Annotated in this window: 21 protein-coding genes and 3 pseudogenes; 17 read left to right on the forward strand and 7 right to left on the reverse strand. The window is 70.2% G+C overall.

Annotated elements, in window-relative coordinates; all coding sequences use genetic code 11:
- Positions 1–196 precede the first annotated feature (196 nt).
- Both ACFWY9_RS32570 and ACFWY9_RS32575 read left to right on the forward strand, forming a co-directional pair.
- Positions 197–1,081 carry a DUF5753 domain-containing protein gene (locus ACFWY9_RS32570; RefSeq protein ID WP_378340657.1) on the forward strand — a complete coding sequence of 295 codons (885 nt, stop codon included), beginning with the start codon at positions 197–199 and terminating at the stop codon, positions 1,079–1,081.
- Positions 1,056–1,235 carry a DUF397 domain-containing protein gene (locus ACFWY9_RS32575; RefSeq protein WP_378326715.1) on the forward strand — a complete coding sequence of 60 codons (180 nt, stop codon included), beginning with the start codon at positions 1,056–1,058 and terminating at the stop codon, positions 1,233–1,235. Before ACFWY9_RS32570 ends, ACFWY9_RS32575 begins: the two co-directional genes overlap by 26 nt.
- 72 nt (positions 1,236–1,307) lie before the next feature.
- Here ACFWY9_RS32575 and ACFWY9_RS32580 read toward each other — a convergent pair whose 3' ends face one another.
- The 5 genes from ACFWY9_RS32580 to ACFWY9_RS32600 form a co-directional block, all read right to left on the reverse strand.
- On the reverse strand, positions 1,308–3,959 hold the full coding sequence (locus ACFWY9_RS32580; RefSeq protein WP_378340658.1) for a glycosyl hydrolase family 28-related protein: 2,652 nt from the start codon (positions 3,957–3,959) through the stop codon (positions 1,308–1,310).
- Positions 3,960–4,077: 118 nt separating this feature from the next.
- The gene (locus ACFWY9_RS32585; protein ID WP_378340659.1) at positions 4,078–5,076 is read right to left on the reverse strand and encodes a TIGR03842 family LLM class F420-dependent oxidoreductase; all 999 of its coding nucleotides are present in this window, start codon (positions 5,074–5,076) and stop codon (positions 4,078–4,080) included.
- 10 nt (positions 5,077–5,086) lie between these two features.
- On the reverse strand, positions 5,087–6,472 hold the full coding sequence (gene hydA / locus ACFWY9_RS32590; protein ID WP_378340660.1) for a dihydropyrimidinase: 1,386 nt from the start codon (positions 6,470–6,472) through the stop codon (positions 5,087–5,089).
- On the reverse strand, positions 6,472–7,314 hold the full coding sequence (locus tag ACFWY9_RS32595; RefSeq protein WP_378326719.1) for a nitrilase-related carbon-nitrogen hydrolase: 843 nt from the start codon (positions 7,312–7,314) through the stop codon (positions 6,472–6,474). The genes hydA and ACFWY9_RS32595 overlap by 1 nt, the downstream gene beginning before the upstream one ends.
- The gene (locus tag ACFWY9_RS32600; protein ID WP_378340661.1) at positions 7,265–8,872 is read right to left on the reverse strand and encodes an NCS1 family nucleobase:cation symporter-1; all 1,608 of its coding nucleotides are present in this window, start codon (positions 8,870–8,872) and stop codon (positions 7,265–7,267) included. The genes ACFWY9_RS32595 and ACFWY9_RS32600 overlap by 50 nt, the downstream gene beginning before the upstream one ends.
- Positions 8,873–9,122: 250 nt before the next feature.
- Here ACFWY9_RS32600 and ACFWY9_RS32605 point away from each other — a divergent pair, with 250 nt between their 5' ends.
- The 3 genes from ACFWY9_RS32605 to ACFWY9_RS32615 all read left to right on the forward strand — a co-directional run bounded on the left by ACFWY9_RS32605 (position 9,123) and on the right by ACFWY9_RS32615 (position 12,536).
- Positions 9,123–9,794, forward strand: coding sequence for a response regulator transcription factor (locus ACFWY9_RS32605; RefSeq protein ID WP_378340688.1), 672 nt, complete (start codon positions 9,123–9,125; stop codon positions 9,792–9,794).
- Positions 9,791–10,894: an ATP-binding protein gene (locus ACFWY9_RS32610; protein WP_378340662.1), complete on the forward strand. Its 1,104-nt coding sequence runs from the start codon at positions 9,791–9,793 to the stop codon at positions 10,892–10,894. The genes ACFWY9_RS32605 and ACFWY9_RS32610 overlap by 4 nt, the downstream gene beginning before the upstream one ends.
- Positions 10,895–10,970: 76 nt before the next feature.
- Positions 10,971–12,536, forward strand: a complete 1,566-nt coding sequence (locus ACFWY9_RS32615) for a DUF4153 domain-containing protein (protein ID WP_378340663.1) — start codon at positions 10,971–10,973, stop codon at positions 12,534–12,536.
- 84 nt (positions 12,537–12,620) lie between these two features.
- Here ACFWY9_RS32615 and ACFWY9_RS32620 read toward each other — a convergent pair whose 3' ends face one another.
- Positions 12,621–12,986 (reverse strand): SSI family serine proteinase inhibitor, encoded by a 366-nt coding sequence (locus ACFWY9_RS32620; RefSeq protein ID WP_378326723.1) that lies wholly within the window; start codon positions 12,984–12,986, stop codon positions 12,621–12,623.
- Positions 12,987–13,014: 28 nt separating this feature from the next.
- Positions 13,015–14,664 (reverse strand): PucR family transcriptional regulator, encoded by a 1,650-nt coding sequence (locus tag ACFWY9_RS32625; protein WP_378340664.1) that lies wholly within the window; start codon positions 14,662–14,664, stop codon positions 13,015–13,017.
- 153 nt (positions 14,665–14,817) lie between these two features.
- Here ACFWY9_RS32625 and ACFWY9_RS32630 point away from each other — a divergent pair, with 153 nt between their 5' ends.
- From ACFWY9_RS32630 to era, 12 genes and pseudogenes are all read left to right on the forward strand, one after another.
- Positions 14,818–16,314: a CoA-acylating methylmalonate-semialdehyde dehydrogenase gene (locus tag ACFWY9_RS32630; protein WP_378340665.1), complete on the forward strand. Its 1,497-nt coding sequence runs from the start codon at positions 14,818–14,820 to the stop codon at positions 16,312–16,314.
- Between the two features lie 84 nt (positions 16,315–16,398).
- The gene (hrcA, locus tag ACFWY9_RS32635; RefSeq protein WP_378326726.1) at positions 16,399–17,424 is read left to right on the forward strand and encodes a heat-inducible transcriptional repressor HrcA; all 1,026 of its coding nucleotides are present in this window, start codon (positions 16,399–16,401) and stop codon (positions 17,422–17,424) included.
- Positions 17,425–17,459: 35 nt separating this feature from the next.
- Positions 17,460–18,626 carry a molecular chaperone DnaJ gene (dnaJ, locus tag ACFWY9_RS32640; protein WP_378326727.1) on the forward strand — a complete coding sequence of 389 codons (1,167 nt, stop codon included), beginning with the start codon at positions 17,460–17,462 and terminating at the stop codon, positions 18,624–18,626.
- A gap of 5 nt (positions 18,627–18,631) precedes the next feature.
- Positions 18,632–19,384: a 16S rRNA (uracil(1498)-N(3))-methyltransferase gene (locus tag ACFWY9_RS32645; RefSeq protein WP_378340666.1), complete on the forward strand. Its 753-nt coding sequence runs from the start codon at positions 18,632–18,634 to the stop codon at positions 19,382–19,384.
- Positions 19,385–19,890: 506 nt separating this feature from the next.
- Positions 19,891–20,253 (forward strand): histidine triad nucleotide-binding protein, encoded by a 363-nt coding sequence (locus ACFWY9_RS32650; RefSeq protein ID WP_378326729.1) that lies wholly within the window; start codon positions 19,891–19,893, stop codon positions 20,251–20,253.
- 116 nt (positions 20,254–20,369) lie between these two features.
- Positions 20,370–21,149: pseudogene (locus ACFWY9_RS32655) on the forward strand (PhoH family protein); the annotation flags it as partial.
- Positions 21,150–21,605: 456 nt separating this feature from the next.
- Positions 21,606–21,953: pseudogene (locus ACFWY9_RS32660) on the forward strand (LAGLIDADG family homing endonuclease); the annotation flags it as partial.
- A 276-nt stretch (positions 21,954–22,229) separates the two neighbouring features.
- Positions 22,230–22,562, forward strand: a pseudogene (locus tag ACFWY9_RS32665) (PhoH family protein); the annotation flags it as partial.
- Positions 22,559–23,116 carry an rRNA maturation RNase YbeY gene (ybeY, locus tag ACFWY9_RS32670; RefSeq protein ID WP_378326730.1) on the forward strand — a complete coding sequence of 186 codons (558 nt, stop codon included), beginning with the start codon at positions 22,559–22,561 and terminating at the stop codon, positions 23,114–23,116. The pseudogene ACFWY9_RS32665 and the gene ybeY, both read left to right, overlap by 4 nt.
- A gap of 14 nt (positions 23,117–23,130) precedes the next feature.
- A complete protein-coding gene (locus ACFWY9_RS32675; protein ID WP_378326731.1) occupies positions 23,131–24,495 on the forward strand; it encodes a hemolysin family protein in 1,365 nt (454 codons plus the stop codon).
- Positions 24,488–24,823, forward strand: coding sequence for a cytidine deaminase (locus ACFWY9_RS32680; RefSeq protein ID WP_378326732.1), 336 nt, complete (start codon positions 24,488–24,490; stop codon positions 24,821–24,823). Before ACFWY9_RS32675 ends, ACFWY9_RS32680 begins: the two co-directional genes overlap by 8 nt.
- Positions 24,823–25,722: a GTPase Era gene (gene era, locus ACFWY9_RS32685; RefSeq protein ID WP_378340667.1), complete on the forward strand. Its 900-nt coding sequence runs from the start codon at positions 24,823–24,825 to the stop codon at positions 25,720–25,722. The genes ACFWY9_RS32680 and era overlap by 1 nt, the downstream gene beginning before the upstream one ends.
- Positions 25,723–25,807 lie beyond the last annotated feature (85 nt).

Genomic DNA, 25,807 nt, shown 5'->3' on the forward strand with positions numbered 1-25,807 from the left:
CAGACCCAGGGCTATGCCCCGGTGAGTCAACCGGGTCTGCCTCGTTGTCCGCGTGATTGTGGGGCCGGGGGGCCGGGGGGGCTTCGGGGCCCCCCCGCGGCCCGCAGACCGTGTTGACGGTATCGGATGCATTCTGCATTGGGGATTGACTGATCGGGTGAAAGCATTAGCTGCAGGTGTCGGCTAGGGTCGCGGCATGGCACTGGAGAAGACACGCCGCAAGGTCAAGCTCGGCCGGTACATGCAGGCGCTGCGGAAGGACACCGTGCCGGTGCTGCGGCCCGAGGACATCGCCCCGCAGTTCCGGATCGCCGCGACCACGATCACGCGGATGGAAGGCGGGCTCACCCTGCCCGGCTTCACGCTGCTGCAAGCACTGCTCGGTCTCTACGGGGTCACCGACAAGCAGCGGGCCGAGGCGACCCGGCTCTGGGAACACGCCAAACAGGGCAGTACCAGCGTGGAGAACGTCACCGACCTGCCCACCAAGTACCGCGCCTTCCGCCACGACGAATCCGACGCCGTACTGGAGCGGGCCTTGGATGTTGTGGCGGTGCCGGGTTTGTTGCAAACGGCGCGGTACGCGGAGACGATCGGCGAAGCGACTCGGCGACATCATCGGCCGGAGGGATGGGACCTGCGGGCCGCCGCCGAGCGGCAGACCAGGCAGCGGCTGCTGGAGGGCACCAACCCGCTGCGCCTGTACGCGATCATGGACGAAGCGGTGATCCGACGGGTGATCGGCAGTCCCGAGATCATGGCTGAACAGCTCGAATACCTGCTCACGGCCGGTGCCCGCCGGAACGTGACTGTCCAAGTGGTGCCGTTCGGTGTTGGAGCGTATGGAACCATGTCCGGTCCGATGATCGTCCTCAGCTTCGAGGACGATCCGGACCTCGCCTACCTGGAGTACGCCGCCGGGGGTGAGACAGTGGAGAATGCAAAGGACGTACAGGCATTCGTGGAGACCTTCGAGGAGGTCCGCCGAAAGGTGGCACTGTCGCCGAAGGAGTCCGCGGAGCTGATCCGGGCAGCACTGGACGGACTGAGGAACGATGATCGAGAACACGGTATGGCGTAAGAGTAGCTACAGTGGGCCGCAGAACGCGTGCGTGGAGCTGGCGATAAGCCAAGCCGGGGCACGGATGCGCGACACGAAGGACCGCGAGGGCGGCACACTGGAGATGTCGGCCCCCGCGTTCGCGGCCTTCCTGCGAGTTCTGGGACGGTCGTAGGGATACCCGCGGCGAGTGCTCCGACCGGTGACAAGCGGCCGGAACACTCGCCAGCGCCTACGCCGGGGTGACTCAGGTGACGGCCAGTCCTTCGAAGGTCTGGAGTTTGACCGTGAAAGCCAGGGTGAGTCCCGAAGGCGCCGAGCACCGCACCACGGCGTTCCCGCCGGACGCGACGATCTCGGGTGGCACCCAGCCCGTGGGCACCGAACCTCCTGCGGAGCCGAAGGAATCGAGCACGCGTGGCTGCGGCGACCACGGGGTGACCGTGGTACCGACGGTACTGAGGCCCTGCTCGATCACCCAGGTCGCCGCGTGCCCCGCCGCGTCGGTCGCCATGACCTCGGCCCGGTACCGGCTCGCGCCCGGGGCCAGCGGGACGGCGGCCAGCAACGCCGGGCTTGTGCCCGCGATGCCGCTGCCCTGGGTCTCGCGTTCGCGGGCGCCGATCCGGCCGGTCGTGGTGTCGTGGGCGAACACCCAGTCCCGGCCGCCCCGCCACTGCGTCTGCCCACTGTCCGTTGTGGACACACAACCGCCGAGGTGGGACACCAGGTTCGCGTTCTCCGGTGGTACCCACGGCTTGGCGGGGTCGCTGCTGATGTTCCCGGCGAGCCGGACCGGGCCCGGTCCTTTCCGGCCCGAGAACTCGATGTTCGCCCGCGCCTTCGGGCTGGGCTCGAAGTAGCAGTTGAGGAACACCGACGAACCGGGGAAGTCACGGTTCGCGTCGACCGGGACCAGCGATTCGTCGATGAGCACCGGCGGACAGTCGAGCTGGTTCAGGAAAACCGTCTCCAGCGTCGAATTCTCCAGCGTGAAATGCGGCAGTCCGGACGTCGCCACCGCGGCCAGCCAGGTCTGTTCGGTGGTCCGCTGGACGTCCTCCGAGCTGATCACCACGCCGACTCCGTGGAAGTGGCCGGAGTAGGCCGCCGAAGTCAGCAGGAGCGGCACGATGGAGCGGGAACCGCCGATGTACCAGTCCTGGGCGTGCACGCTGACGACGTCGGTCGCCACGAAGTCGTACTGCGTGCCCGCCGTCTGGAACCGGGTGACGTTCGCCAGGGTGGTGGTGCTGCCCAGCGTCAGGCCGAGCCGGGTGGCCGCGACGTAAAGGTGGTCGATGTCGACGAGGTAGCTGTTGTTGCGCAGCCGGACGCCGTCGCGTGAAGCGGTGACGCGGAGGTGGCTGAACCGCGAGTTGACCGAAAGCTGCGCGTGGACGCCCGCGCCGGACGGCGACTGGAACTCCAGGCGGCGGACGGTGGTGATCGCGTTGGCGGGAATCCCGTCGCTCCACTGGTGCATCAGATAGACCGGGATCGGGAACTGGGGCTGCCCGAGCCAGGTGGAGCCGACGGTGAACACGCCGGCGTCACGGTCGAAGTTGATCAGCATCCGGGTGACCAGCCGCTTCGCCGGGGCGGCGGGATCGGTCTTCACGTTGCTCGCGAAGTCCTCGGGGAATTTCGCCGTGGGCGCGGTGAACTTGCGTTCGGCGTCCCGGTCGATCGCGAACTCGGTGATGCGGATGGAGTCGATCCGGCCGGTGAACGGGTAGGTCGGGGTGCGGTACTCCGGCCAGCCGCCGGTGCTCTGTACGCCGACGTAGACGCCTTCCTCCACCGGCTGGGTCAGCGTCGCACCGCTCGCCGGGCGTTGTCCCTCCGGCGGTTGCGCGGGCGCCAGGCTCGTCCCCGGCGGACCGGCGTACAGGCACAACTGCGTGCCGTCCCAGACGAGGGCGAGATGGAGCGTCTGCCCCACGGGAAAGCCGCCGGGATGGATGATCGTGTAGTCCTTGCCGCCGAGGCAAGCGGTGGCGGTGACCGTGATCTTGCCGGTCGTACCGCCGAGGAAGACGCCGAACGCGCTGGTCGCCTTCTCACTGGTGAGCCGCTTGCCCGAACTGCTGAGGACGGCCGCGCCACCGCCGCCGGGGAGTTCGTCGGGACGCACGGTGCAGGCGACGCTGAAAGCCTTGGCACCATTGAGGTCCAGCGCCGGGCTGTCCCGCAGGTTGATCGTGTTGCGGCTGCCCGTGCGCAGCACCCCGGCCTTGCCGTTGCCGGTGAGCAGCGCGTCCGCGGTGGGCAGGTGTCCCACGGTCTTCGGCGAGACGCACAGCGCGGGGCCGTGCGGGCCGAAGAACCGGATGGTGGTGGTGTGCTCGCTCTCGCCCAGCAGCTCGATCCGGCCCTGCTCGCGGTCGACGTGCAGCGGACGGCTGATCCGGTAGTTCCCGGCGGGGAAGTACAGCACCCCGGGCCGGATCGGGTCGAGCGAGCCCATGGCCCGGGTGATCGCGGCCCAGTCGTCGTTCTGGTCGTCGCCCCGCGCGCCGAAATCGAGGACGTTGGCGAAGTCGTGTTTCGGTGCGACGGCCAGAACGCCTTGCGTGTCACAGGAACCGACGACGAACGCGCCCTGTGCCACCGGATTCTGCCGCGCGCACCGGCCTTTCTCGTCGGCCACCACCGCGGCCGCGATCCCGGCGCCGAGCCCGGTCACCGACGTCGGCGCCGCCTGTGCGGGCGGGTAGTAGCTCACGGTCCCGCCCGCCGTCGCGGGTGCCGCCGCGACCCCGGCGACCATCGTGCCCGCGGTGAGTGCGGCCGGTGTCGCCTTCGTGAGCTTCGCCGGCGCGGCCGGGTCCAGTGCGGGGCACAGTACGTCCCCTGCCTGGACCTCGACCGCCACCACCGCTGTCGCCAGTCCCATTGCGTTCCTCCGCCGTCGTCGGGACTGTCACCTTAGGACTGATCGACGGCGGTGAACCCGTTGTCCGTACGTCCTTTCGCGTCGGCCGGGTTGCCCGATCGGGAAGTTCCGGCGCGCGTCAGGCGGTGAGCTTCGGGATGATCTGGGTTCCGTAGTGCGCGAGGGTTTCTTCGCGCCGGTCGTGCATCAGGTACAGCGCGAACTGGTCGACGCCGAGTTCCACCAGCTCTTCCAGCCGCGCGATGTGGGCCGAGGCCGGGCCCAGCAGGCAGAACCGGTCGACGATCTCGTCCGGGACGAAGTCGGTCGACGGATTGCCCGCGCGGCCGTGATGGGCGTAGTCGTACCCTTCGCGTTCACGGATGTAGTCGGTCAGCTCGTGCGGCACCGGACCGGAATCGCCGTAGCGCGCGACCAGGTCCGCCACGTGGTTGCCGACCATCCCGCCGAACCAGCGCAGCTGCTCGCGCTGGTGGGCGACGTCGTCGCCGACGTAGCCGGGAGCGGCCACGCAGATGGTGATGCCGCTGGGATCCCGCCCGGCCGCGCGGGCCGCCTCCCGCACCGAACCGATGGTCCAGCGCGCGATCGCGGGGTCGGCGCACTGCAGGATGAACCCGTCGGCGTGCTCACCGGCCAGTTTCAGCGCCTTCGGCCCGTAGCCTGCCATCCACATCTCCAGCCGCCCGCCCCGGATCCACGGGATGCGCACGGCCGTGTCGTTCATCGTCACCTCACGGCCCTCTGCGAGGTCCTTGACCTGGCGCATGCACTCGCGGACAGTGGCCAAAGTGGACGGTGGGTTCCCGACGACGCGATGCGCGGAGTCGCCGCGGCCGATCCCGCACACCGTCCGGTTGCCGTACATGTCGTTGAGCGTGGCGAAGGTCGAGGCCATCACCGACCAGTCCCGCGTGCCGGGGCTGGTCACCATCGGCCCGACGATCAGCGAGGACGTCGCCGCGAGGATCGCCGAGTAGATGACGAACGGTTCCTGCCACAGCACGCACGAGTCGAACGTCCAGCCGTAGCGGAATCCCGCGTTCTCGGCGTCGGCCATCAGCCGCACGACCTCGCTCGCGGGCGGATCGGCCTGCAGAACAATCCCGAAATCCATTGACGCCCCCTCAGTTCAGATACTGGTTGAGCTGCCGGGAAAGGAACTTGCCGTGCGAGGTGCTGCCGGTGAAGCCGGACGGCGACACCACGACGCGGCCCCGGGAAAGCACCGTGTCCACCTTGCCGGTGATCTCGAACCCCTCGTACGCCGAATAGTCCACGTTCATGTGGTGGGTCTCGGCGGACAGGGTCTGCTTCGCCGCCGGGTCGTAGATCACGATGTCCGCGTCCGAGCCCGCCGCGATCACGCCCTTGCGCGGGTAGAGTCCGAACATCCGCGCCGGGGTGGCCGAGCACGTTTCGACCCAGCGGCCCAGCGACAGCTCACCCGCCACGACGCCCTGGTGCAGCAGGTCCATCCGGTGCTCGACGCTGGGGATCCCGTTCGGGATGGCCCGGAAGTCGCCGCGCCCCAGCTCTTTCTGGTCCTTGAAGCAGAACGGGCAGTGGTCGGTCGAGACCACCGAAAGGTCGTTCGTGCGCAGGCCGCGCCAGAGGTCGGGCTGATGCGACTTGTCCCGCAGCGGCGGCGAGGCCACGTACTTCGCGCCCTCGAAGCCCGGCTTCGCCAAGTCCTCAATGGACAGATAGAGGTACTGCGGGCACGTCTCGGCGAAGACGTTCTGGCCACCCTCGCGAGCCTCCGCCACCGCCGCGAGCGCCTGCGACGCCGAGAGGTGCACGATGTACAGCGGTGCCCCGGTGACGTTCGCGAGCTGGATAGCCCGTGACGTCGCCTCGCCTTCCAGTTCGGGCGGGCGCGTCAGTCCATGTTGGACAGGATCGACCTTGCCCGCCGCCACGGCCTGCGCGGCCAACTGGTCGATCGCGATGCCGTTCTCCGCGTGCATCATGATCGTGGCGCCGATCTCGCGCGCCCGCTGCATGGCCAGCAGGATTTCGCCGTCGGTCGAGTAGAACACGCCGGGGTAGGCCATGAACATCTTGAAGCTGCCGACCCCGCCGTCGACACAGGCGGACATCTCCTTCAACGTCGTGTCGTTGACGTCGGAGACGATCATGTGGAAGCCGTAGTCGATCGCGCAGTTCCCGTCGGCCTTCTCGTGCCATTTGTCCAAGGTGGACAGTAGCGAGGTGCCCTTGGCCTGTACCGCGAAGTCGATGATCGTGGTGGTGCCGCCCCACGCGGCGGCCGTGGTCCCGGTGCCGAACGTGTCGACCGAATGCGTGCCGCCGAAGGGCATTTCCATATGCGTGTGCGCGTCGATCCCGCCGGGCATGACGTACTTCCCGGTGGCGTCGATGATTTCCTCGGCCTCGATCAGCACACCGGGCGCGGCGACGGCGGCGATGCGTTCGCCGTCCACGAGGACGTCCGCTGTCGTCGCGCCCGCCGGGGAGAGGACCTGGCCGCCCTTGATGAGCGTCGTCATCACGCCTCCGCGAGCGGGCCGTAGCTGTCCGGGCGCCGGTCGCGATAGAACGCCCACAGATCACGGACTTCGGCGAGCCTGCCCATGTCGAGATCGCGGACGACGATCTCTTCCTCTGTGTCGGACGCCGCCTCGCCGACGAGCTGTCCGCGTGGGTCCGCGAAGTACGATTGCCCGTAGAAGTCGTTGTCGCCCAAGGGTTCCACGCCGACGCGGTTGATCGTGCCGACGTAGTACTCGTTCGCCACCGCGGCCGCGGGCTGTTCGAGGCGCCACAGGTACTCCGACAGGCCCCGGCTGGTCGCCGACGGGTTGAACACGATCTTCGCCCCGGCCAGGCCGAGCGCCCGCCAGCCCTCGGGGAAATGCCGCTCGTAACAGATGTAGACGCCGATGCGGCCGACGGCGGTGTCGAACACCGGGTAACCCATGTTGCCTGGCCGGAAGTAGAACTTCTCCCAGAAGCCCTTGACCTGCGGGATGTGGTTCTTGCGGTGCTTGCCGAGGTAGGTCCCGTCGGCGTCGATCACCGCGGCGGTGTTGTAGTACACGCCGGGCTGCTCGACCTCGTACATCGGGACGACCAGCACGACGCCGTGGCGTTCGGCGACCTCCTGCATGAGCTTCGTGGTGGGGCCGTCGGGGATGCCCTCGGTGTAGGAGTAGTAGTCGGTGTCCTGTACCTGGCAGAAATACGGGCCGTAGAACAGTTCCTGAAGGCAGACGACCTGAGCCCCCTGCGACGCGGCCTTGCCGATGGCGTCGACCGCGTTCGCGATCATGGACTCCTTGTCACCCGTCCACCGCTGCTGGATCAACCCGGCCCTGACCACTTCGCTCACTGATCTCCTCCTTCTTCGTTACGGGACGGGCCAGTGCCAGGTAGACGACGGACGCGCCGACCAGACCGGCCACCCAGTTGTAGTCGTAGAGAGGCTTGAGGAACGGGATCAGCCCGTCCGCGGGGAACGGACCGCTCCCTTCGGCGCTGTACGCGCCGCCGACGGCGAGCACCGCACCCACCAGAGTGGCCACCAGCGCCCGCCAGTTCCAGCCACCGGTGAACCAGTACACCCCATCGGGTGTGTAGAGATCCCGCAGTTTCAGCCGCGTCCGGTACACGATCCAGTACCCGGCGGCCAGGACCCCGGCGACCGCGCCGAGGAGCCCGCCGTAGAACCCGAGCCACGCGAAGATGTAGATGCTCGGGTCGGAGTAGAGCCGCCACGGCTGGATCAGGATGCCGACGATCCCGGTGATCAGCCCGCCGACGGCGAACGTGATCCGCTTCGGGAAGGCGTTCGAGAAGTCGTAGGACGGGCTGACGACGTTGGCCGCGAGGTTCGCCGAGATCGTCGCGAGCACCAGCGCGACGAGCGCGACGACGACCACGACCGGGCTCGAGAACTTGTCGGCGAGCTTCGCCGGATCCCACAGCTCGGCGCCGTAGAGCACCTTGCCGCCGGACGTGGTCAGGATCGCCACCACCGCGATGAACGTCATCGTGGTGGGCAGGCCGAGGATCTGGCCGCGGACCTGCTTGCGCTGGCTGCCGCCGAAGCGGGTGAAGTCCGGCATGTTCAGCGAAAGCGTCGACCAGAACGCGATCATCGCCATCAGCGACGGCGCGAACACCTTCCAGAAGCCCGTGCCCCAGCCGAGTTTCCCGGGATCGGCCAGGATCGGCCCGAACCCGCCCGCGTTGATCAGCACGTAGCCGAGCATCACCAGGAAGCCGACCGACACCAGCGGCGCCGTCCAGTTCTCGAAGCGGCGCACCGCCTCCATACCGCGCCAGATGATGAGCATCTGGATCACCCAGAACACCGCGAACGACAGCCACAGCGTCCAGTGCTGGCCCGCCACGATCGCCGAATCGCGCCAGCCGGATCCGGCGAGCCGCCCGACGATGACGTAGATCGCCTCGCCGCCCACCCAGGTCTGGATGCCGAACCAGCCGCACGCGATGAACGCGCGCAGCAGCGCGGCGAGGTTCGCGCCGCGCAGCCCGTAGAACGCCCGCGCGAACACCGGGAACGGGATGCCGTACTTGGTACCGGCGTGGCTGTTGAGCAGCATCGGCGCGAGCACGATCAGGTTGCCGAGGGTGATCGTGATCAGTGCCTGCAGCCAGTTCATGCCGAGCGCGATGAGCGACGCCGCCAGCGCGTACGACGGGATGTTGTGCGCCATGCCCATCCACAGCGCGAAATAGTTGTAGGTGGTCCAGGTCCGCTTGCCGACCGGGACCGGCGCCAGTTCCTCGTTGAAGAAGCGGCTGTTCTCCAACGACCGGACGTCACCGAGTTCGACCCGGCCGTCCCCGTGCACGAGCTGCGCTGACGCGCCCTCGGCGGGAGGGCGTACCTCGGGCTGGTCTTGGCGGCTCGTCGGCTCCATCGCCGAATCCTGCGCGCCGCCCGAGTCCGGGTGGGACTGTCAGTCTGTTCATTCTTCGACAGGTCGGAACGCAGTCTGTCGATTGCGCACGGACGCCTCGGGTGCATGACGTACGTCACATACCTCGCGGTAGCGCCTTCGCAACGAAGCCGAAACCCGGGCCGGGTCTTCACAGGATCTCCACAGCTCACTCCGAACGCCTCCACGGTCATTGCTTAGAGTCGGCGGCATGGACAGGGGAGGACGGCGGGTGCTGGTGGTCGAGGACGACCGCACCATCGCCGACGCGATCGCCGCCCGGCTGCGGGCCGAAGGATTCACCGTCGAAGTGGCCCACGACGGGCCCGCCGGGGTCGCCGCGGACGTCGAGCACGAACCCGAGCTGGTGGTGCTCGACGTCATGCTGCCCGGGTTCGACGGGCTCGAGGTGTGCCGCCGGATCCAGGCGCGGCGCCCGGTGCCGGTCCTGATGCTCACCGCCCGTGCCGACGAGACCGATCTGCTGGTCGGCCTGGGCGTCGGCGCGGACGACTACCTCACGAAGCCGTTCTCGATGCGGGTGCTCACGGCGCGGGTCCACGCGCTGCTGCGCCGGGTCGAGCGCGCCGCGCGGAACCCCGGCACCCGGATCGTGCTGGGCGATCTGGAGATCGACGTCGACGAGCGGCGGGTGTCCCGTGCCGGGGTGGCCGCGCAGCTGACGCCGATCGAGTTCGACCTGCTCGTGCACTTCGCCAAGCGGCCGAGGGCGGTGCAGCCGAGGGAGCGGCTGCTGGCGGAGGTGTGGGACTGGGACGTGCACGGCACCGCCTCGGGCACCCGCGCGGTGGACAGTCACATCAAGGCGTTGCGGCGCAAGCTCGGCGCGGACCTGATCCGCACCGTGCACGGCGTCGGCTACGCGTTGGAGGTCGGTTCGTGAAGGCCCGTTTGGTGAAACTCGTCGATCTGCTGCCGCGGCCGCTCGACCCGATCCGGTCGATCAAGCTCAAGCTGGCCATCCTGCTCGTCGTCTCGGGCGGGATCGCGCTGACGTTCTTCACCTACCAGATCGGCTGGATCCCGCCGCGCACCACGATCGCCGCCGTCGTGCTCGCGCTGCTCACCTCGCAGATCCTCGCGCACGGCATGACCCGGCCGCTGCGCGAGATGACGGCCGCCGCCCGCGCGATGGCCAAGGGCGACTACACCCGCCGGATCCGGGCGACCGCGCGCGACGAGGTCGGCGAGCTGGCCCACGCGTTCAACCAGATGGCCGCCGACCTCGACGCCGCCGACCAGCAGCGCCGCGAGCTGATCGCGAACGTCTCCCACGAGCTGCGCACGCCGATCACCGCGCTCAACGGCGTCCTCGAAAACCTCGTCGACGGCGTCGCCGAACCGGACCCGGCGACGTTGAAGACGGCGCTGCAGCAGACCGAACGGCTCAGCAAGCTGGTCACCGAGCTGCTCGACCTGTCGAAGATCGACGCCGGGACGTTCAAGCTCGACATCGAGGAGTTCGACCTCGCCGAGCTGCTGGCCGACGTCGCCGCCGAGGCCGAGGTGATGGCGACGGCCACCGGCCGCGGCGTGCGGGTGGCCGGGGCGGGCTCACCGCCCCGCGCCACCCGGGGCGGCCCGCCCCCGGGCCGTGGTGGGGGTTGCCCCTTCCACGCTCCACCCCCCCGCCCCCCCCGGTGCGCCGACCGCGAGCGGCTCTACCAGGTCGTGGTCAACCTCCTGGAGAACGCCGCCCGGCACGGGCCCGCCGGGGGAGAAGTCCGGGCGTACGCCGAAAAACGCGGCGACGAGGTGATCATCGAGGTGCGCGACCAGGGCCCGGGAATCCCCGCCGCGGAACGGGATCGCGTGTTCGAGCGGTTCACCCGCGGCGAGCGCGCCGGGGGCGGCGGGACCGGCCTCGGCCTCGCGATCGCCCGCTGGGTGGTCGATCTGCACGGCGGCACCATCGGCGTCGTCGACACCCCGCCCGGTGAGCCCGAGGGCGGCCGCATCCGCGTCACCCTGCCCGCTTCCTGAACCGGAAAGCACATCACGGCCCGGCCTTCACGGCCGAGGTCTGCTTCGCGCTGCCCAGAAACCGAGGAGAAATCCCATGTCCGAGCCGACCAAGCCAGAGCCGGCCCACGCCACGCCGCCCGGCGCGGCCAAGCCATCGGCGGCCGCGACGTCCACAGTGGACTTGCCGAAGGCGCCGCAGGTACCGGTGCTGCACCAGGTGACCGTCCCTCCGAAGTGGACAGTTGTCCCGTTGCCGCCCGCCGTGCTGCCCGCCGCCGCCGTGGCCGGGCTGGCCGCCGCGATCCTGCTGCCACTGGGAAAGCCGGGCATCGGCTGGGTGCTGACCGGGCTCGTGCTGGCGGCAGGGGTGGTGGTCGTGGACCGCCGTTCCCGCGAGGCGGGGACACCTCAGCACTTCACGAAGGCGAGTGCGGGGTGGGGGCTGCTGGCGCTGGCGTTGCTCGCCGTTGGCGCGTACCGCGATTCGGGCTGGTTGTTCGTGTTGTGTGTGCTCGCGGCTTGTCTTTGCGGTTCGCTCGCGGTGGTCGGCGGGCGGACGGTCAACACGCTGGTCTACGACGTGCTCGCGGTGCCGGTCGAGGCGCTGCGGGGCCTGCCATGGGTCGGCAAGGGGCTGGGCGCGCTCGCGCTCCGCCGGGCCGGGACCGGGCAGCGGGTGGTATTCGCGGTACTGGCGACCGCGGGCCTGCTCGCCGTCTTCGTGCCGTTGCTGAGCAGCGCCGACGAGACCTTCGCGCAGCTGGTGTCGTCGCTCGTGCCGGACATCGACCCGCCCGCGGCGCTGCGCTGGGGCTTCGTCTTCGTCGCGGCAGGTCTCGGCCTGGCCGGGGCGTGCTATCTCCTCGCCTCGCCACCGCATCCGGCCGTGGACACGCGGCCCGTCCGCGCGGGTCACCGGCTGGAGTGGGCGCTGCCGCTGGGCGTGCTGGTGCTGCTGTTCGCGGTGTTCGTCGCGGTGCGGCTCGTCGTGTTGTTCGGCGGGACCGGTTACGTGCTGCGCACCGACGGGCTGACCTCGGCCGAGTACGCCCGCGGCGGCTTCTGGCAGCTGTGCGCCGTCACCGTGCTCACCCTGGCGCTGGTCGCCGCCGCGCTGCGCTGGGCGCCGAACGCGACGGCGAAGGACCGCGTGTGGCAACGGACGATGCTCGGCGCGCTCAGCGTGTTGAGCCTGGTTCTGGTGGTGTCCGCGTTGAGTCGCATGTGGACATACCAGGAGGCGTACGGCTTCACCGTGCTGCGGGTGCTGGTCGAGGTCTGCGAACTCTGGCTCGGCGTGGTGTTCCTGCTCGTGCTCGCGTCGCTGGTGCGGCTGCGGACGGCCTGGCTGCCGAGGGCCGCTGTCGGCGCGGCGGCGCTGGCCCTGCTCGCGCTGGCGGTGCTCGACCCGGAGCGCGTCATCGCGGGGGCCAACATCGACCGGTTCGCCCAGGGGAAGCCGCTCGACGCGGCCTATCTGAGCCGGTTCTCCGCCGACGTCGTCCCGGCCGCCGAACTGCTGCCCGAACCGCGGCGGTCGTGTGTGCTGCGGCCCGTGCTGGACCGGCTCGGCAAGGACGGCTGGACGGAGTGGAACGCCAGCCGCTCGGCAGCCCGGCCTGTCCCTGTGGCGGGCCACTGGATCGAGGACTGCCGCTGAACCGGAGGGGTCCGCGGCCCGTAGTAGTACCTGTGGACGTGGGTGGCCGGACTGCCGAGGGGGCAGCCCGGTCACCTGCGGGCGTCAGAACTTGAAGACGCCGTCGGTTTCGGCGTCGGCGGCGCAGGCGTTGCCGTAGGTCGCGCGGAAGGCGACCGGTTTGCCACGCCACTCGCCGGTGGCCGAGACGTCGACCGGCGAGTAGTTGAGGGTGCAGGCCTGGTGGCGCGGGGTGATCTTGTCGAAATCGCCCTTAGCGCGGCCGAGCACCGCGCAGGCGCTGTCGTGCGCGGGGTGGGTGCCGCCCGCCGGATCGCAGGTCAGCGTCACGGCCGCGAGCCGCCCGGTGACTTCGTGGGTGCTCAGCTCGAGCGAGGAGGGGAGTTCGTGCGGCGCCGGGCACAGGCCGATCAGGCAGGCGGCGAGCGGCGCGAGAGGGAAGAAAGCCATATCGGGTGTATCGGCACCGCCATACCGGTCACTGTGTTCCTCGTCCGGGTGAGTCTTCGTCGCTCTGCTGGGTGACATCGGCCGCGATGTCGTGGGCCAGCAGGGCGACGTACAGCGAGAGCATCGACTCGGGATCTTCGAGCCGGACGCCGAGCACCTGCTCGATCCGGGCGAGCTGCTGGTAGTACGCGGTACGCGAGGTGTGGGCGGCCGCCGCTGCCGCGGATTTGTTGCCGCCCTGGGCGCAGTAGTGCCGCAGCGCCTGCACGAGCCTGCTGCCCGCGGCGGCGTCGCGTTGCAGCAGCGGACCCAGCTCCCGCGCGGCGAACGCGGTCACGCGCTCGTCGTCGGCCAGCAGATGCAGCAGCCCGCGCAGCCGGACGTCGGCCAGCCGATGGACCGGCCGATCGGTGCCTTCCCGCAGCGCCGCGGCGGCGACGTGCGCGGCCTCGACGAGGGTCCGGCGGGCCTCGGCCGGGCTCGACACGGTCGTGCCGACCGCGATCACCGCGGGTGCGCTGCTCCTGGCCTCGTGGACGTCGGAGGCCAGGCGCTGCAACACCGCGTCGGCGTTCGCCTCCGGCGACAGCGCGAGCAGCGCGCGCACCGCGACGTCGTCCGGCCCGACCAGTACCGACACCTTCGCCCGCCGGGCCGAGAGCGCGGCCGCCTCGGCGAGTTCCCGCAGCACCGGCGGCGTGGAGAGCGCGGGCCGCCCGGTCACGGTGATCCGCGGGCGGATCGCCAGCCCGATCAGGCGGCGTCCGGTCAGCGGGACGGCCAGCGCCGAGGCACGGGCCAGGAGTTCCGCGGACGGCGTCGGCGAGCACAGCAGTTCGGTGAGTACCGCGCGGTGGGCCTGCCGTTCCAGCCCGTCGGAATCCTTCGCGACCAAACGGTGCACCGCGAGCGCCGACGCGGCCCGCTCGGCGACGACGCGGTGCCGGTGCGGCGGCGGCTCGGCGCACACGACGACCAGCCGCGCCCAGTCGTGCCCGCGCGCGCCGACCACGGTCACCAGCCAGCCCGCGCCGGCGTGGTACCCGGTCCGCTCGCCGACCTGGATCGCCCGCGAGCGCGCGGGCCAGCCGGTCAGCAGCTCGCCGGGGTCGGTGCCCGCCGCGTCGTAGGCGAGCACCTCGTGGTCCAGGGTCTCCAGCACCACCGGCTGCTCGGTGATCCGCGCGACCTCGCCGAGCACCACCCGCGGTTCGGCGCCCGCGACGGTCAGCGCGGTGAACGTCTCGTGCACGCGTTCGGCCGCGCGCAGCTCGGCCACCTGGGCGTCCACGATCATCCCGTTGACCGCCTCGGTGACCGTGACGTACCGCGTCTCGCGGGAGAGCGTGACCAGCGGCAGGCCGTGCCGGTCGGCAGCCTCGACCAGTGCGGGCGGCAGCTTCTCGTGCCAGTGCCGGACCAGCTCGATCACCAGGCCCGCGGCGCCGACTCCGGCGAGATCGCCGATGTAGCGGGCGAGCGCGGTGCCGTCGTCCGGCAGCGCGACGCCGGTGGTGAGCACCAGCTCGCCGCCGCGGAGCAGATGCGCGATGTCGGCGACCTCGGCGACGTGCGCCCACCGCACGGCCGCGTCGAGCCCGGCCGCCCCGGCCACCACGTGCGGACGACCCTGGCGCAGCACGGGAAGGGCCAGGACCTCGGCGACGGTCGGGTACATCGGCTCACATTCTCTGAGGTGAAGCAGTCTCCGGAGTGGGAACAGACTGTACGGCCGCGCGGCCGAGTCCGTACATGTTGCCGATGGCCCGGTGTGCCGCGCGCGAAGGAGACTCCGGAGCGCAGGCTTACACCACGACGAAGGAGCGGCCCCGTGACCGACCGCATCAGCCATTGGATCGACGGCAAACCGTTCGACGGTGTGGCGCAGCGCAGCGGGGACGTGTTCGACCCGGCGACCGGCGAAGTCGCGGCGAAGGTCGATTTCGCGGACCAGGCCGAGGTCGACCGGGCGGTGGCGGCCGCGTCGGCGGCGCTGCCGGGCTGGCGCGGGACGTCGCTGGCCGGGCGCACGCGGATCCTCTTCGCCTTCCGTGAACTGCTCGTCGCCCGCAAGCACGAACTCGCGAAGATCGTCACGAGCGAGCACGGGAAGGTCGAGTCCGACGCGGCGGGCGAGATCGCCCGCGCGATCGAGAACGTCGAATACGCGTGCGGCGCGGCGCAACTGCTGAAGGGCGGCTTCAGCGAGAACGCCTCGACCGGGGTCGACGTCTACTCCATCGCCCAGCCCCTCGGCGTCGTCGGCGTGATCTCGCCGTTCAACTTCCCGGCGATGGTGCCGCTGTGGTTCGTCCCGAACGCCTTGGCGTGCGGCAACACCGTGGTGCTCAAGCCGAGCGAGAAGGACCCGTCCGCGGCGAACTTCATCGCCGAGCTGTTCGCCGAGGCCGGGCTGCCCGCGGGCGTGCTCAACGTGCTGCACGGCGACAAGGTCGCGGTCGACGGCCTGCTGGAACACCGCGACGTCAAGGCGATCTCGTTCGTCGGGTCGACGCCGATCGCCCGGTACGTCTACGAAACCGGGACCCGCAACGGAAAGCGGGTCCAGGCGCTCGGCGGGGCGAAGAACCACATGGTCGTGCTGCCCGACGCCGACCTCGACCTCGCCGCGGACGCCGCGGTTTCGGCGGGCTTCGGCTCGGCGGGGGAGCGGTGCATGGCGGTGTCGGTCGTGGTCGCGGTCGACCCGGTCGGCGACGAACTGGTCGCGAAGATCACCGAGCGGATGTCGAAGCTGAGGGTCGGGGACGGCCGCAAGCCGACCTCGGAGATGGGGCCGCTGGTCACCAAGGCGCACCACGCCCGCGTCGAGTCCTATGTGGACGCCGGGGTGATGGCGGGCGCCTCGCTGGTCGTCGACGGCAGGGGCGTCGAGGCGGACGGCGGCCAGGACGGCTTCTGGCTCGGCCCGACGCTGTTCGACCACGTGCGCCCGGAGATGTCGATCTACACCGACGAGATCTTCGGCCCGGTGCTGTCGGTCGCCCGCGCCGATTCGTACGAGGCCGCGCTGGAACTGATCAACGCGAACCCGTACGGCAACGGCACCGCGATCTTCACCGGGGACGGCGCGGCGGCGCGGCGCTTCCAGAACGAGGTCGAGGTCGGCATGGTCGGGGTGAACGTGCCGATCCCGGTGCCGGTCGCCTACTACTCGTTCGGCGGCTGGAAGGACTCGCTGTTCGGCGACTCGCACGCGTACGGGCCGGAGGGCTTCCACTTCTTCACCCGCACCAAGGTCGTCACGTCCCGCTGGCCGGACCGCTCCCACGCGGGCGTCAACCTGGGCTTCCCGAAGAACTCGTGACGGCCGGATCCGTCACGGGCTGAGCGCCGGGCACTCAAGGTTCCGTAAACTCGTTGTGAGTACGACGGGCTTACGGAGGTGCGAGTGGCCAACGCGGATGAGCGCCGGTTCGAGGTGCTGCGCGCGATCGTCGCCGACTACGTCTCCAACCAGGAGCCGGTCGGGTCCAAGACGATCGTCGAGCGGCACAACCTCGGCGTGTCCAGCGCCACTGTGCGTAACGACATGGCCGCGCTGGAGGAAGAGGGCTACATCACCCAGCCGCACACCAGCGCGGGCCGCATCCCGACCGACAAGGGCTACCGGCTCTTCGTCGACAAGCTGTCCGAGATCAAGCCGCTGTCCACGGCCGAGCGCAAGGCGATCACGACCTTCCTCGACAGCGGCACCGACCTCGACGACGTCCTGCGCCGGTCCGTCCGGCTGCTCGCCCAGCTGACCAGGCAGGTCGCCGTCGTCCAGTACCCGGCGCTGACCAACGCCGCGGTGCGGCACCTCGAGGTCGTCCCGCTGACCCCCGCCCGGCTGATGCTGGTGCTCATCACCGACTCCGGGCGCGTCGACCAGCGAACGGTCGACCTCGGCGACGTCATCACCGACGAGGGCGTGGCGCGGTTGCGCACCGTGCTCAACGCGGCGATGTCGGGGCGCCGGCTCACCGACGCGGCGGGCCGCGTGGCGGAGCTGCCCGAGCAGGCACCCGGTGACCTGCGCGACGCGCTGACCCGGGTCTGTACCGTGCTGGTGGAGTCGCTGGTCGAACATCCCGAGGAACGGCTGGTGCTCGGCGGCACCGCGAACCTCACCCGCAACGTCGCGGACTTCCCCGGCTCGCTGCGCCAGGTGCTCGAGGCGCTGGAGGAGCAGGTCGTGGTGCTCAAGCTGCTCGCCGCTGCGCGCAACCCCGGTGCGATCACCGTGCGCATCGGTGAGGAAAATGAAGACGAGCAGATGCGCAGCACCTCGGTCGTGTCCATCGGGTACGGGCGCGACGACATGCTGCTCGGGGGCATGGGGGTGGTCGGCCCGACGCGGATGGACTACCCGGGCACGATCGCGGCGGTGCGCGCGGTGGCCAACTACGTGGGGCAGATCCTGTCCGCCCGCTGACCGGGCAGGCAGAGAAGAAGGAGAAGGCAAAGACGGTGGCGAGGGACTACTACGGCATCCTCGGCGTGGCCAAGAACGCGTCCGATCAGGAGATCAAGCGCGCGTACCGCAAACTGGCCAGGGAGCTGCATCCCGACGTCAACCCGTCGGAGGACGCGCAGCACCGCTTCGGCGAGGTCACCACGGCGTACGAGGTGCTGTCCGACCCGCAGAAGCGCAAGATCGTCGACCTCGGCGGCGACCCGATGGACAACGGCGCCCGTGGCGGCGGTGGCGGCGACCCGTTCGCCGGATTCGGCGGTCTGGGCGACATCATGGACGCCTTCTTCGGCGCCGCGGGCGGGGGCGGCGGTCGTGGCCGCGGCCCCCGCAGCCGCGTCCAGCCCGGCTCCGACGCGCTGATCCGGCTCGGCCTCAGCCTCGAGGAGTGCGCCACCGGCACCGACCGCGAGATCAGCGTGGACACCGCCGTCGTGTGCGACCTGTGCCGCGGCGCGGGCACCAACGCCGGTAGCGGCACCAAGACCTGCGACACCTGCGGCGGCGCCGGCGAGGTCCAGTCCGTGCAGCGGTCGTTCCTCGGCCAGGTCGTCACCGCGCGCCCCTGCCCGGTGTGCCGCGGGTTCGGCGAGGTCATCCCCGACCCCTGCCGCCAGTGTGGCGGCGACGGCCGGATCCGGTCGCGGCGCACCGTCACCGCGAAGATCCCGCCCGGCGTCGGGGACGGCATGCGCATCCGCCTGTCCGGACAGGGCGAGGTCGGTCCGGGCGGCGGCCCCGCGGGCGACCTCTACGTCGAGATCGACGAGTCCCCGCACGAGGTGTTCGTCCGCCAGGGCAACGACATCCACTGCAACTTCCGCATCCCGATGACCACCGCCGCGCTCGGCGCCACCGTGCCCATCGCGACCCTCATCGACGGCGACTACGAGCTCGACATCGAACCCGGCACCCAGCCGGCCACCGAACTCGTGCTCACCGGCAAGGGCATGCCGCGGCTGCGGTCCTCCGGGCGCGTCGACGGGCGCGGTGACCTGCACGTCCACATCGACGTCCAGGTGCCGACCAAACTCGACGAGGCCCAGCGCGAGCTGCTCATCGACCTCGCCCAGCAGCGCGGCGAGGAAGTGCCCACGCTGGCCACCAACGGCACCAAGCACGGCGGGCTGTTCTCCAAGCTGCGCGCCAAGAACCACCGGTAACCCGCGTGCCGGACACCACCCTGCCGGTCTTCCTCGCCGACGCGCTGCCCGAGGGCACGCGCGCCGTGCTCGACGGCGAGGAAGCCCGGCACGCGGCCACCGTGCGGCGCCTGCGCGCGGGGGAGCGGCTCGTCCTCTCCGACGGCGCGGGCGGCATGGCCCGCTGTGTCGTCGAGGTCGTCCAGGCCGGCCGCGACGCGACCCTCACCCTCACCGTCGAGGAACGCTGGACCGAGGAACCGCCCGCCCTGCGCGTCCTCGTCGCCCAGGCGCTCGCGAAGGGCGACCGCGGCGAACTCGCCGTCGAACTCGCCACCGAGGCCGGCGCCGACGCCATCGTCCCCTGGCGCGCCGCCCGCAGCATCGCCCGCTGGGACGACGGCCCCCGCGGTGACAAAGCCCTCGCCCGCTGGCGCGCCACCGCCCGCGCCGCCGCCAAACAAGCCCGCCGCGCCCACGTCCCCGACGTCACCGAGCCCGCCGGCACCCGCGAACTCGCCGAACTGGCCGCCACGATGTCGCTGGCCGTCGTCCTCGAATCCGACGTCCCCGACCGGCTCACCGACCTCGCCATCCCCGGCACGGGTGACCTCCTCCTCGTCGTCGGCCCCGAGGGCGGCATCACCGACGAGGAACTCGCCGCCCTCACTCAGGCAGGCGCCCGCGCCGTCCGCCTCGGTACGACCGTTCTGCGCACGTCAACGGCCGCCGCCGTGGCTCTCGGCGCCCTCGGCGCACTCAGCACGCGCTGGCTATGAAAAATCTTCAACCAAAAAATTCGCCACAATTTGCGGCGAGTTATGGCGCGATCACACTGTGAGCCGTTACTCTCGTTTACTAACGCGCCACACACGGTTTCGGCGCGCTACTGGGTGAGACCCGGTCGCGCGCGAAGAACCCCGCCGGGCACCTCCCCCCTCGGTCCGGCGGAGCCGCGGCGGCGGTGGAGCGACCCCCAGGCTCCACCGCGCCGCGGCGTCTTCGTGTGTGCTTCCGCTTCGCTCCAGCCCACCCTTCGCGCCCCGGGCGGTTCCGCGTCCTACCCGGGGGGCCGAGCCCCCCGGACCCCCCACGGTGCGGCAGCTCCCGACCCAGCGTGGTCCCCTCCCAGCGGGTGAGATCTTCGTCTGATCACGTGAGTTCTCCTTCTGATCACGTGAGTTGCGCGTCCAATCACGTGAGTGCGCCGTTGGATCACGGGTGGTGCGTGCTACTCGGGCCTGGCGGCCCTCGTGCACTGGGTTGGGTCGATAGGGTGTCGGGCATGAGTTCTGACGCGGAGACGTTGTTTGAGCGGATCATTGCGGGGGAGATTCCGGCGGAGGTCGTGTATCAGGACGAAACGACGTTCGCGTTTCGGGATATCAATCCGCAGGCGCGGGTGCACGTGCTGGTGGTGCCGCGGAAGAGGTATCGCAATGTCGCCGAGTTGGCGGCGGCTGACCCGCAGTTGTTGAGTGACGTCGTTGCCACGGCTGCCAAGGTCGCCTCGCTCGAAGGGATCTCTTCGTCTGGCTATCGGGTGGTGTTCAACACTGATGCCGATGCGGGGCAGACCGTGTTTCATGTGCACGCGCATGTGCTCGGCGGGGAGTCGCTGGGGCACTTCGGCAAGGTCGGCGGGTAGTCAGGGCCCGGGCGGCCTGCGGTAACCGGACTGCGCCGCGGCAGGCGAAACCGCTAGCATCGAGGGGTCAGAAACCCCGAAAGCAGCGATAGCGCAGAAAGCAGGCCAGAGGCCACGTGGCCGGAACCGCACAGGGTGGAGCCGCCCAGCCCGACGTCCCCGACGGCGTCCCCGCAGAGTCCATCGACAAGTCGTCCAGCGGCACTGCGGCCATCGATGAGGCCACCGCCACCCAGGCGGCCCAGTCCCGATTCCCGATCCCCGACGCCGCCGCGCTGTCCCTGCTCGGATCCCGCGACGAGAACCTCCGGGTCGCCGAGGAACTCCTCGCCGCCGACGTCCACGTCCGCGGCAACGAGGTCACCCTCACCGGCACCCCCGCCGACGTCGCCTTCGCCGAACGCGTCTTCGCCGAGCTCGTGACACTGGCCGGGGGCGGCCAGCAGGTCGGCCCCGACACCGTCCGGCGCACCGTCGGCATGCTCTCCAGCGGCGACGCTTCGCCCGCCGAGGTCCTCAGCCTCAACATCGTCTCCCGGCGCGGCAAGACCATCCGGCCCAAGACGCTCAACCAGAAGCGCTACGTCGACGCCATCGACAAGCACACCGTCGTCTTCGGCATCGGCCCCGCAGGCACCGGTAAGACCTACCTCGCCATGGCCAAGGCCGTCCAGGCGCTCCAGGCCAAGCAGGTCACCCGCATCGTGCTCACCCGCCCGGCCGTCGAGGCCGGTGAGCGGCTCGGCTACCTGCCCGGCACGCTCAACGAGAAGATCGACCCGTACCTGCGCCCGCTCTACGACGCGCTGCACGACATGGTCGAGCCCGAGTCCATCCCGCGGCTCATGCAGGCCGGCACCATCGAGATCGCGCCGCTGGCCTACATGCGCGGCCGCGCGCAGCCCGTCACCACGCCGGTGCTGACCCCCGACGGCTACCGGCCGATCGGCGAGCTGGCGGTCGGCGACCTCGTGGTCGGCTCGAACGGCGAGCCCACCGTGGTCCTCGGCGTCTACCCGCAGGGCGAGAAGGACATCTACCGCGTCACCGCCGGGGACGGGGCGTCCACGCTCTGCTGCGGTGACCACCTCTGGACGGTCCGGACGGCGGCCGACAAGCGCCGGGGCAAGCCCTGGCGCGTCGTCGAGACGAAGGAGATGATCGGCAAGCTCCGGGCCGCCCACGCCCGCCGCTACGAGCTGCCGATGCTGACGGCGCCGGTCTGCCACCCCGAGCAGGACGTGCCCATGGACCCCTACGCACTGGGGCTCCTGCTCGGCGACGGATGCCTGACCGGCTCCACGACGCCGGGCTTCGCGACCGAAGACCCGGAGCTGGCGATCGCCCTAGAGATGGCGCTTCCCGGGGTGCGCGTGCGCCACAAGGGCGGCGTCGACTACACGCTGAACCGCGTGCGGGAACCCGGCGACGTGATCACGCTGGAGAACCCGGTCACCGGCGCCCTGCGCGCGCTTGAGCTGATCGGGACCCGTTCGCACTCCAAGTTCATCCCCGAGGTCTACCTCCAGAACTCCGCGGACGTCCGTCTCGCGGTCCTGCAGGGGCTTCTGGACTCCGACGGCGGGCCGGTCACCCAGCGGGCCCGCACCTGCCGCATCCAGTACACGACGACCTCGGCGCGGCTGAAGGACGATGTCATCCGCCTGGTCCAGTCGCTCGGCGGCGTCGCCTACACCCGGCGGCGTGCGGCGCTGGGGCGCAAGCCGGGCCGTGCCAAGGGACGTGACGTCGGCTACCGGCACGACGCCCACATCGTCGAGATCCGGCTGCCCGCCGGGATCGAGCCGTTCCGCCTGACCCGCAAGCGGTTCAAGTACCGCGAAGCCGGTGGCGGGGGGCGTCCGATGCGGTTCATCGAGAGCATCGAACCGGCCGGACGTGCGGAAGCGGTGTGCATCCAGGTGGCCGCGGCGGACTCGCTGTATGTCACCGAGGACTACCTGCTCACGCACAACACGCTGAATGACGCCTTCATCATTCTCGACGAGGCCCAGAACACCACGCCCGAGCAGATGAAGATGTTCCTCACCCGGCTCGGCTTCGGCGCCAAGATCGTCGTCACCGGCGACATCACCCAGGTCGACCTGCCCAGCGGCCAGCGCAGCGGCCTGCGCGTCGTGCGCGACATCCTCACCGGCGTCGACGACCTGCACTTCGCCGAGCTGACCAGCCAGGACGTCGTGCGGCACAAGCTGGTCGGCGACATCGTCGACGCGTACGAGAAGTGGCAGGCCGTGCAGGACGCGCAGGACCAGCCCGGCAACGGCTGGAAGGGGGGCCGCCGATGAGTATCGAGATCGCCAACGAATCCGGCGTCGACGTCGACGAGACCTCGATCGTGTCCGCCGCGCGGTTCGCGCTCGACAAGATGGAGGTCAGCCCGCTCGCCGAGCTGTCCATCCTGCTCACCACGCTCGACGTCATGTCCGATCTGCACGAACGCTGGATGGACCTGCCGGGCCCCACCGACGTCATGGCGTTCCCGATGGACGAGCTGGACTCCTCCCGCCGTCCCGACGCGCCGGACGCCTCACCCGCGCTGCTCGGTGACATCGTGCTCTGCCCGGCGTTCGCGAAGGACCAGGCCAAGAAGGCCGGGCACGCGCTGCTCGACGAGCTGCACCTGCTCACCGTGCACGGCGTGCTGCATCTGCTCGGCTACGACCACGCCGAACCGGCCGAGGAACGTGAGATGTTCGGCCTGCAGAAGCGGATTCTCGGCGAGTACCAGGCCGCGGTGGCCGCGCTCGATCGCCGCGACGCGCAGCGCAGCGCGGACGAACGGCTGCTCGGCACCGCCGGGCTCGACACCGTTCCGCCCGCCGAAGAGCCGCCGGCCTGACGGGTCCTCCGCCGATGGGCGACTACACCGCACTGCTCGTCATCGCCATCGCGCTGGTCCTCCTCGGCGGGGTGTTCGCGGCGGCCGACGCGGCGATCAGCACCGTCTCCAAGGCTCGCGCCGAAGGCCTCGTCCGCATGGGCCGGGTCGGCGCGCGCCAGCTCGCCGCGGTCATCGACGAACGCCGCCGCCACATCAACCTGCTGCTGCTCCTGCGGGTCAGCTGCGAGCTGACCTCGACCGTGCTGGTCACCGTGGTGTGCCTCGACGAGATCGAACCGTTCGGGCTCGCGGTCGCCGTCGCCGCCGTGGTGATGGTCGTGGTCGTCTACGTCCTTGTCGGCGTCGGGCCGCGCACCATCGGCCGCCAGCATCCGTACTGGGTCGGGACCGTCGTCGCCGGTCCCGTCCGCGTGCTCGGTTCGGTGCTGGGCCCGCTGTCACGGCTCCTGATCGTCATCGGTAACGCCATCACGCCCGGCCGCGGTTTCCGCGAAGGCCCGTTCAGCTCCGAGGTCGAACTGCGGGAGCTGGTCGACCTCGCGCAGGAACGCGGCGTTGTCGAGGACTCCGAGCGCGAGATGATCCACTCGGTGTTCGAGCTGGGCGACACCGTCGCCCGCGAGGTCATGGTGCCACGCACCGAGATCGTCTGGATCGAGCACGACAAGACCGTGCGGCAGGCACTGGCCCTCGCGCTGCGCACCGGCTTCACCCGGGTGCCGGTGATCGGCGAATCGGTGGACGACATCGTCGGCGTCGTCAACATCAAGGACCTCATGCCCGCGTACATGGCCGACGGCTCGGCGCGGCGGGTCTCCGAGGTCATGAACCCCGCGAGTTTCGTGCCGGACTCCAAACGCCTCGACGAGCTGCTGAAGGAGATGCAGCTCTCGCACAACCACATGGCGATCGCGGTCGACGAGTACGGCGGCACCGCGGGCGTGCTCTCCATCGAGGACATCCTTGAGGAGATCGTCGGCGAGATCACCGACGAGTCCGACACCGACGAGCGGCCCGAGGTCGAAGAGCTGGCGGACGGCGCGTTCCGCGTCTCCTCGCGGCTCGGGCTCGACGATCTCGGCGAGCTGTTCGGTCTCGACCTCGAAGAAGACCACGACGTCGAGACCGTGGGCGGGCTGCTCGCCGAACAGCTGGGCCGCGTTCCGCTGCCGGGCGCGGAGGCCGAAGTCGCTGGTCTTAGGCTGTTCGCCGAAGGGGGCAAGGACCGCCGCGGGCGGATGCGGATCACCTCGGTCGTCGTGCAGCCGGTCGCCAAGGCCGAGGAGGAAGCGGCCGAGGGCAACGGCGGGTCCGGGCGCCGCCGCGGCAAGCCGCCCCACCCCGATGAACGTGACAGGAGAGTCGAACATGCCTGAGCTGGACGCCGAGGACCAGAAGCTGGTCACCCTGGCCCGCTCGTCGCGGGCGCGCACGCAGGCCGCCGAGGGCGCCGCGGTGCGCGACACCGACGGCCGGACCTACGCCGCGAGCACGGTCGACCAGCCGTCCTTCCAGCTCACCGCGTTGCAGGCGGCGATCGCCGCGGCGTTGTCCAGCGGCGCCGAGGGCATCGAGGCCGCCGTGGTCGTCAGCGGCGAGCCGCTGCTGAAGGAGGCGTCGGTGCACGCCGTGCGCGACATCGCCGAACACGCGCCGATCGTGCTCGCCGATCCCTCGGGCGTGGTGCTGGAGGTGCTTCGCTGATGGGCGAGCCGCACCGTTCCGGGTTCGCCTGTTTCGTCGGCAGGCCCAACGCCGGGAAGTCGACGCTCACCAACGCGCTGGTCGGCACGAAGGTCGCCATCACCTCCAGCAAGCCGCAGACCACCCGGCACGCGATCCGCGGCATCGTGCACCGGGAGGACAGCCAGCTCGTCATCATCGACACGCCGGGCCTGCACCGGCCGAGGACGCTGCTCGGGCAGCGCCTCAACGACGTCGTGCACTCGACATGGTCCGAAGTGGACGTTGTCGGATTCTGTGTGCCCGCCAACGAGAAGATCGGTCCCGGCGACCGGTTCATCGCCACCGAGCTGGCCAAGATCGCGAAGCGTACGCCGGTGATCGGCATCGTCACCAAGACCGACCTCGTCAAACCGGAACAGGTCGCCGAGCAGCTTTTGGCTCTGCAGAAGGTGATGGACTTCGCCGAGCTGATCCCGGTGTCCGCTGTGGACGGTTTTCAGGTCGAGGAGGTCGCCGACGTCCTGGTCGCCAAGCTGCCCGAGGGGCCGCAGCTGTACCCGGGCGGGGAACTCACCGACGAGCCCGAGCAGACCCTGGTCGCCGAGCTCATCCGCGAGTCCGCTTTGGAGGGTGTCCGCGACGAGCTGCCGCATTCGATCGCGGTCACCGTGGAGGAGATGCTGCCCCGTGAGGGCCGCGACGACCTGATCGACGTCCACGCGTTCCTCTACGTCGAGCGGTCGAGCCAGAAGGGCATCATCCTGGGGCACAAGGGCGAACGGCTGCGTGAGGTGGGCGCCACCGCGCGTAAGCACATCGAGGCGCTGCTGGGTTCGAAAGTGTATCTCGACCTGCACGTGAAGGTGGCGAAGGATTGGCAGCGTGATCCCAAGCAGCTGCGCAGGCTCGGTTTCTGAACTCTCGGTCTCGATTCGGTCGCGACGGGACGAAACGCGGAGCGGTACCGGACGGTGCGCCCTACAGTCTCACCTCCGGCATCGG

Origin of the sequence: Amycolatopsis sp. NPDC059027 (assembly GCF_042739735.1) — a bacterium.
Classification (GTDB): Bacteria; Actinomycetota; Actinomycetes; order Mycobacteriales; family Pseudonocardiaceae; genus Amycolatopsis.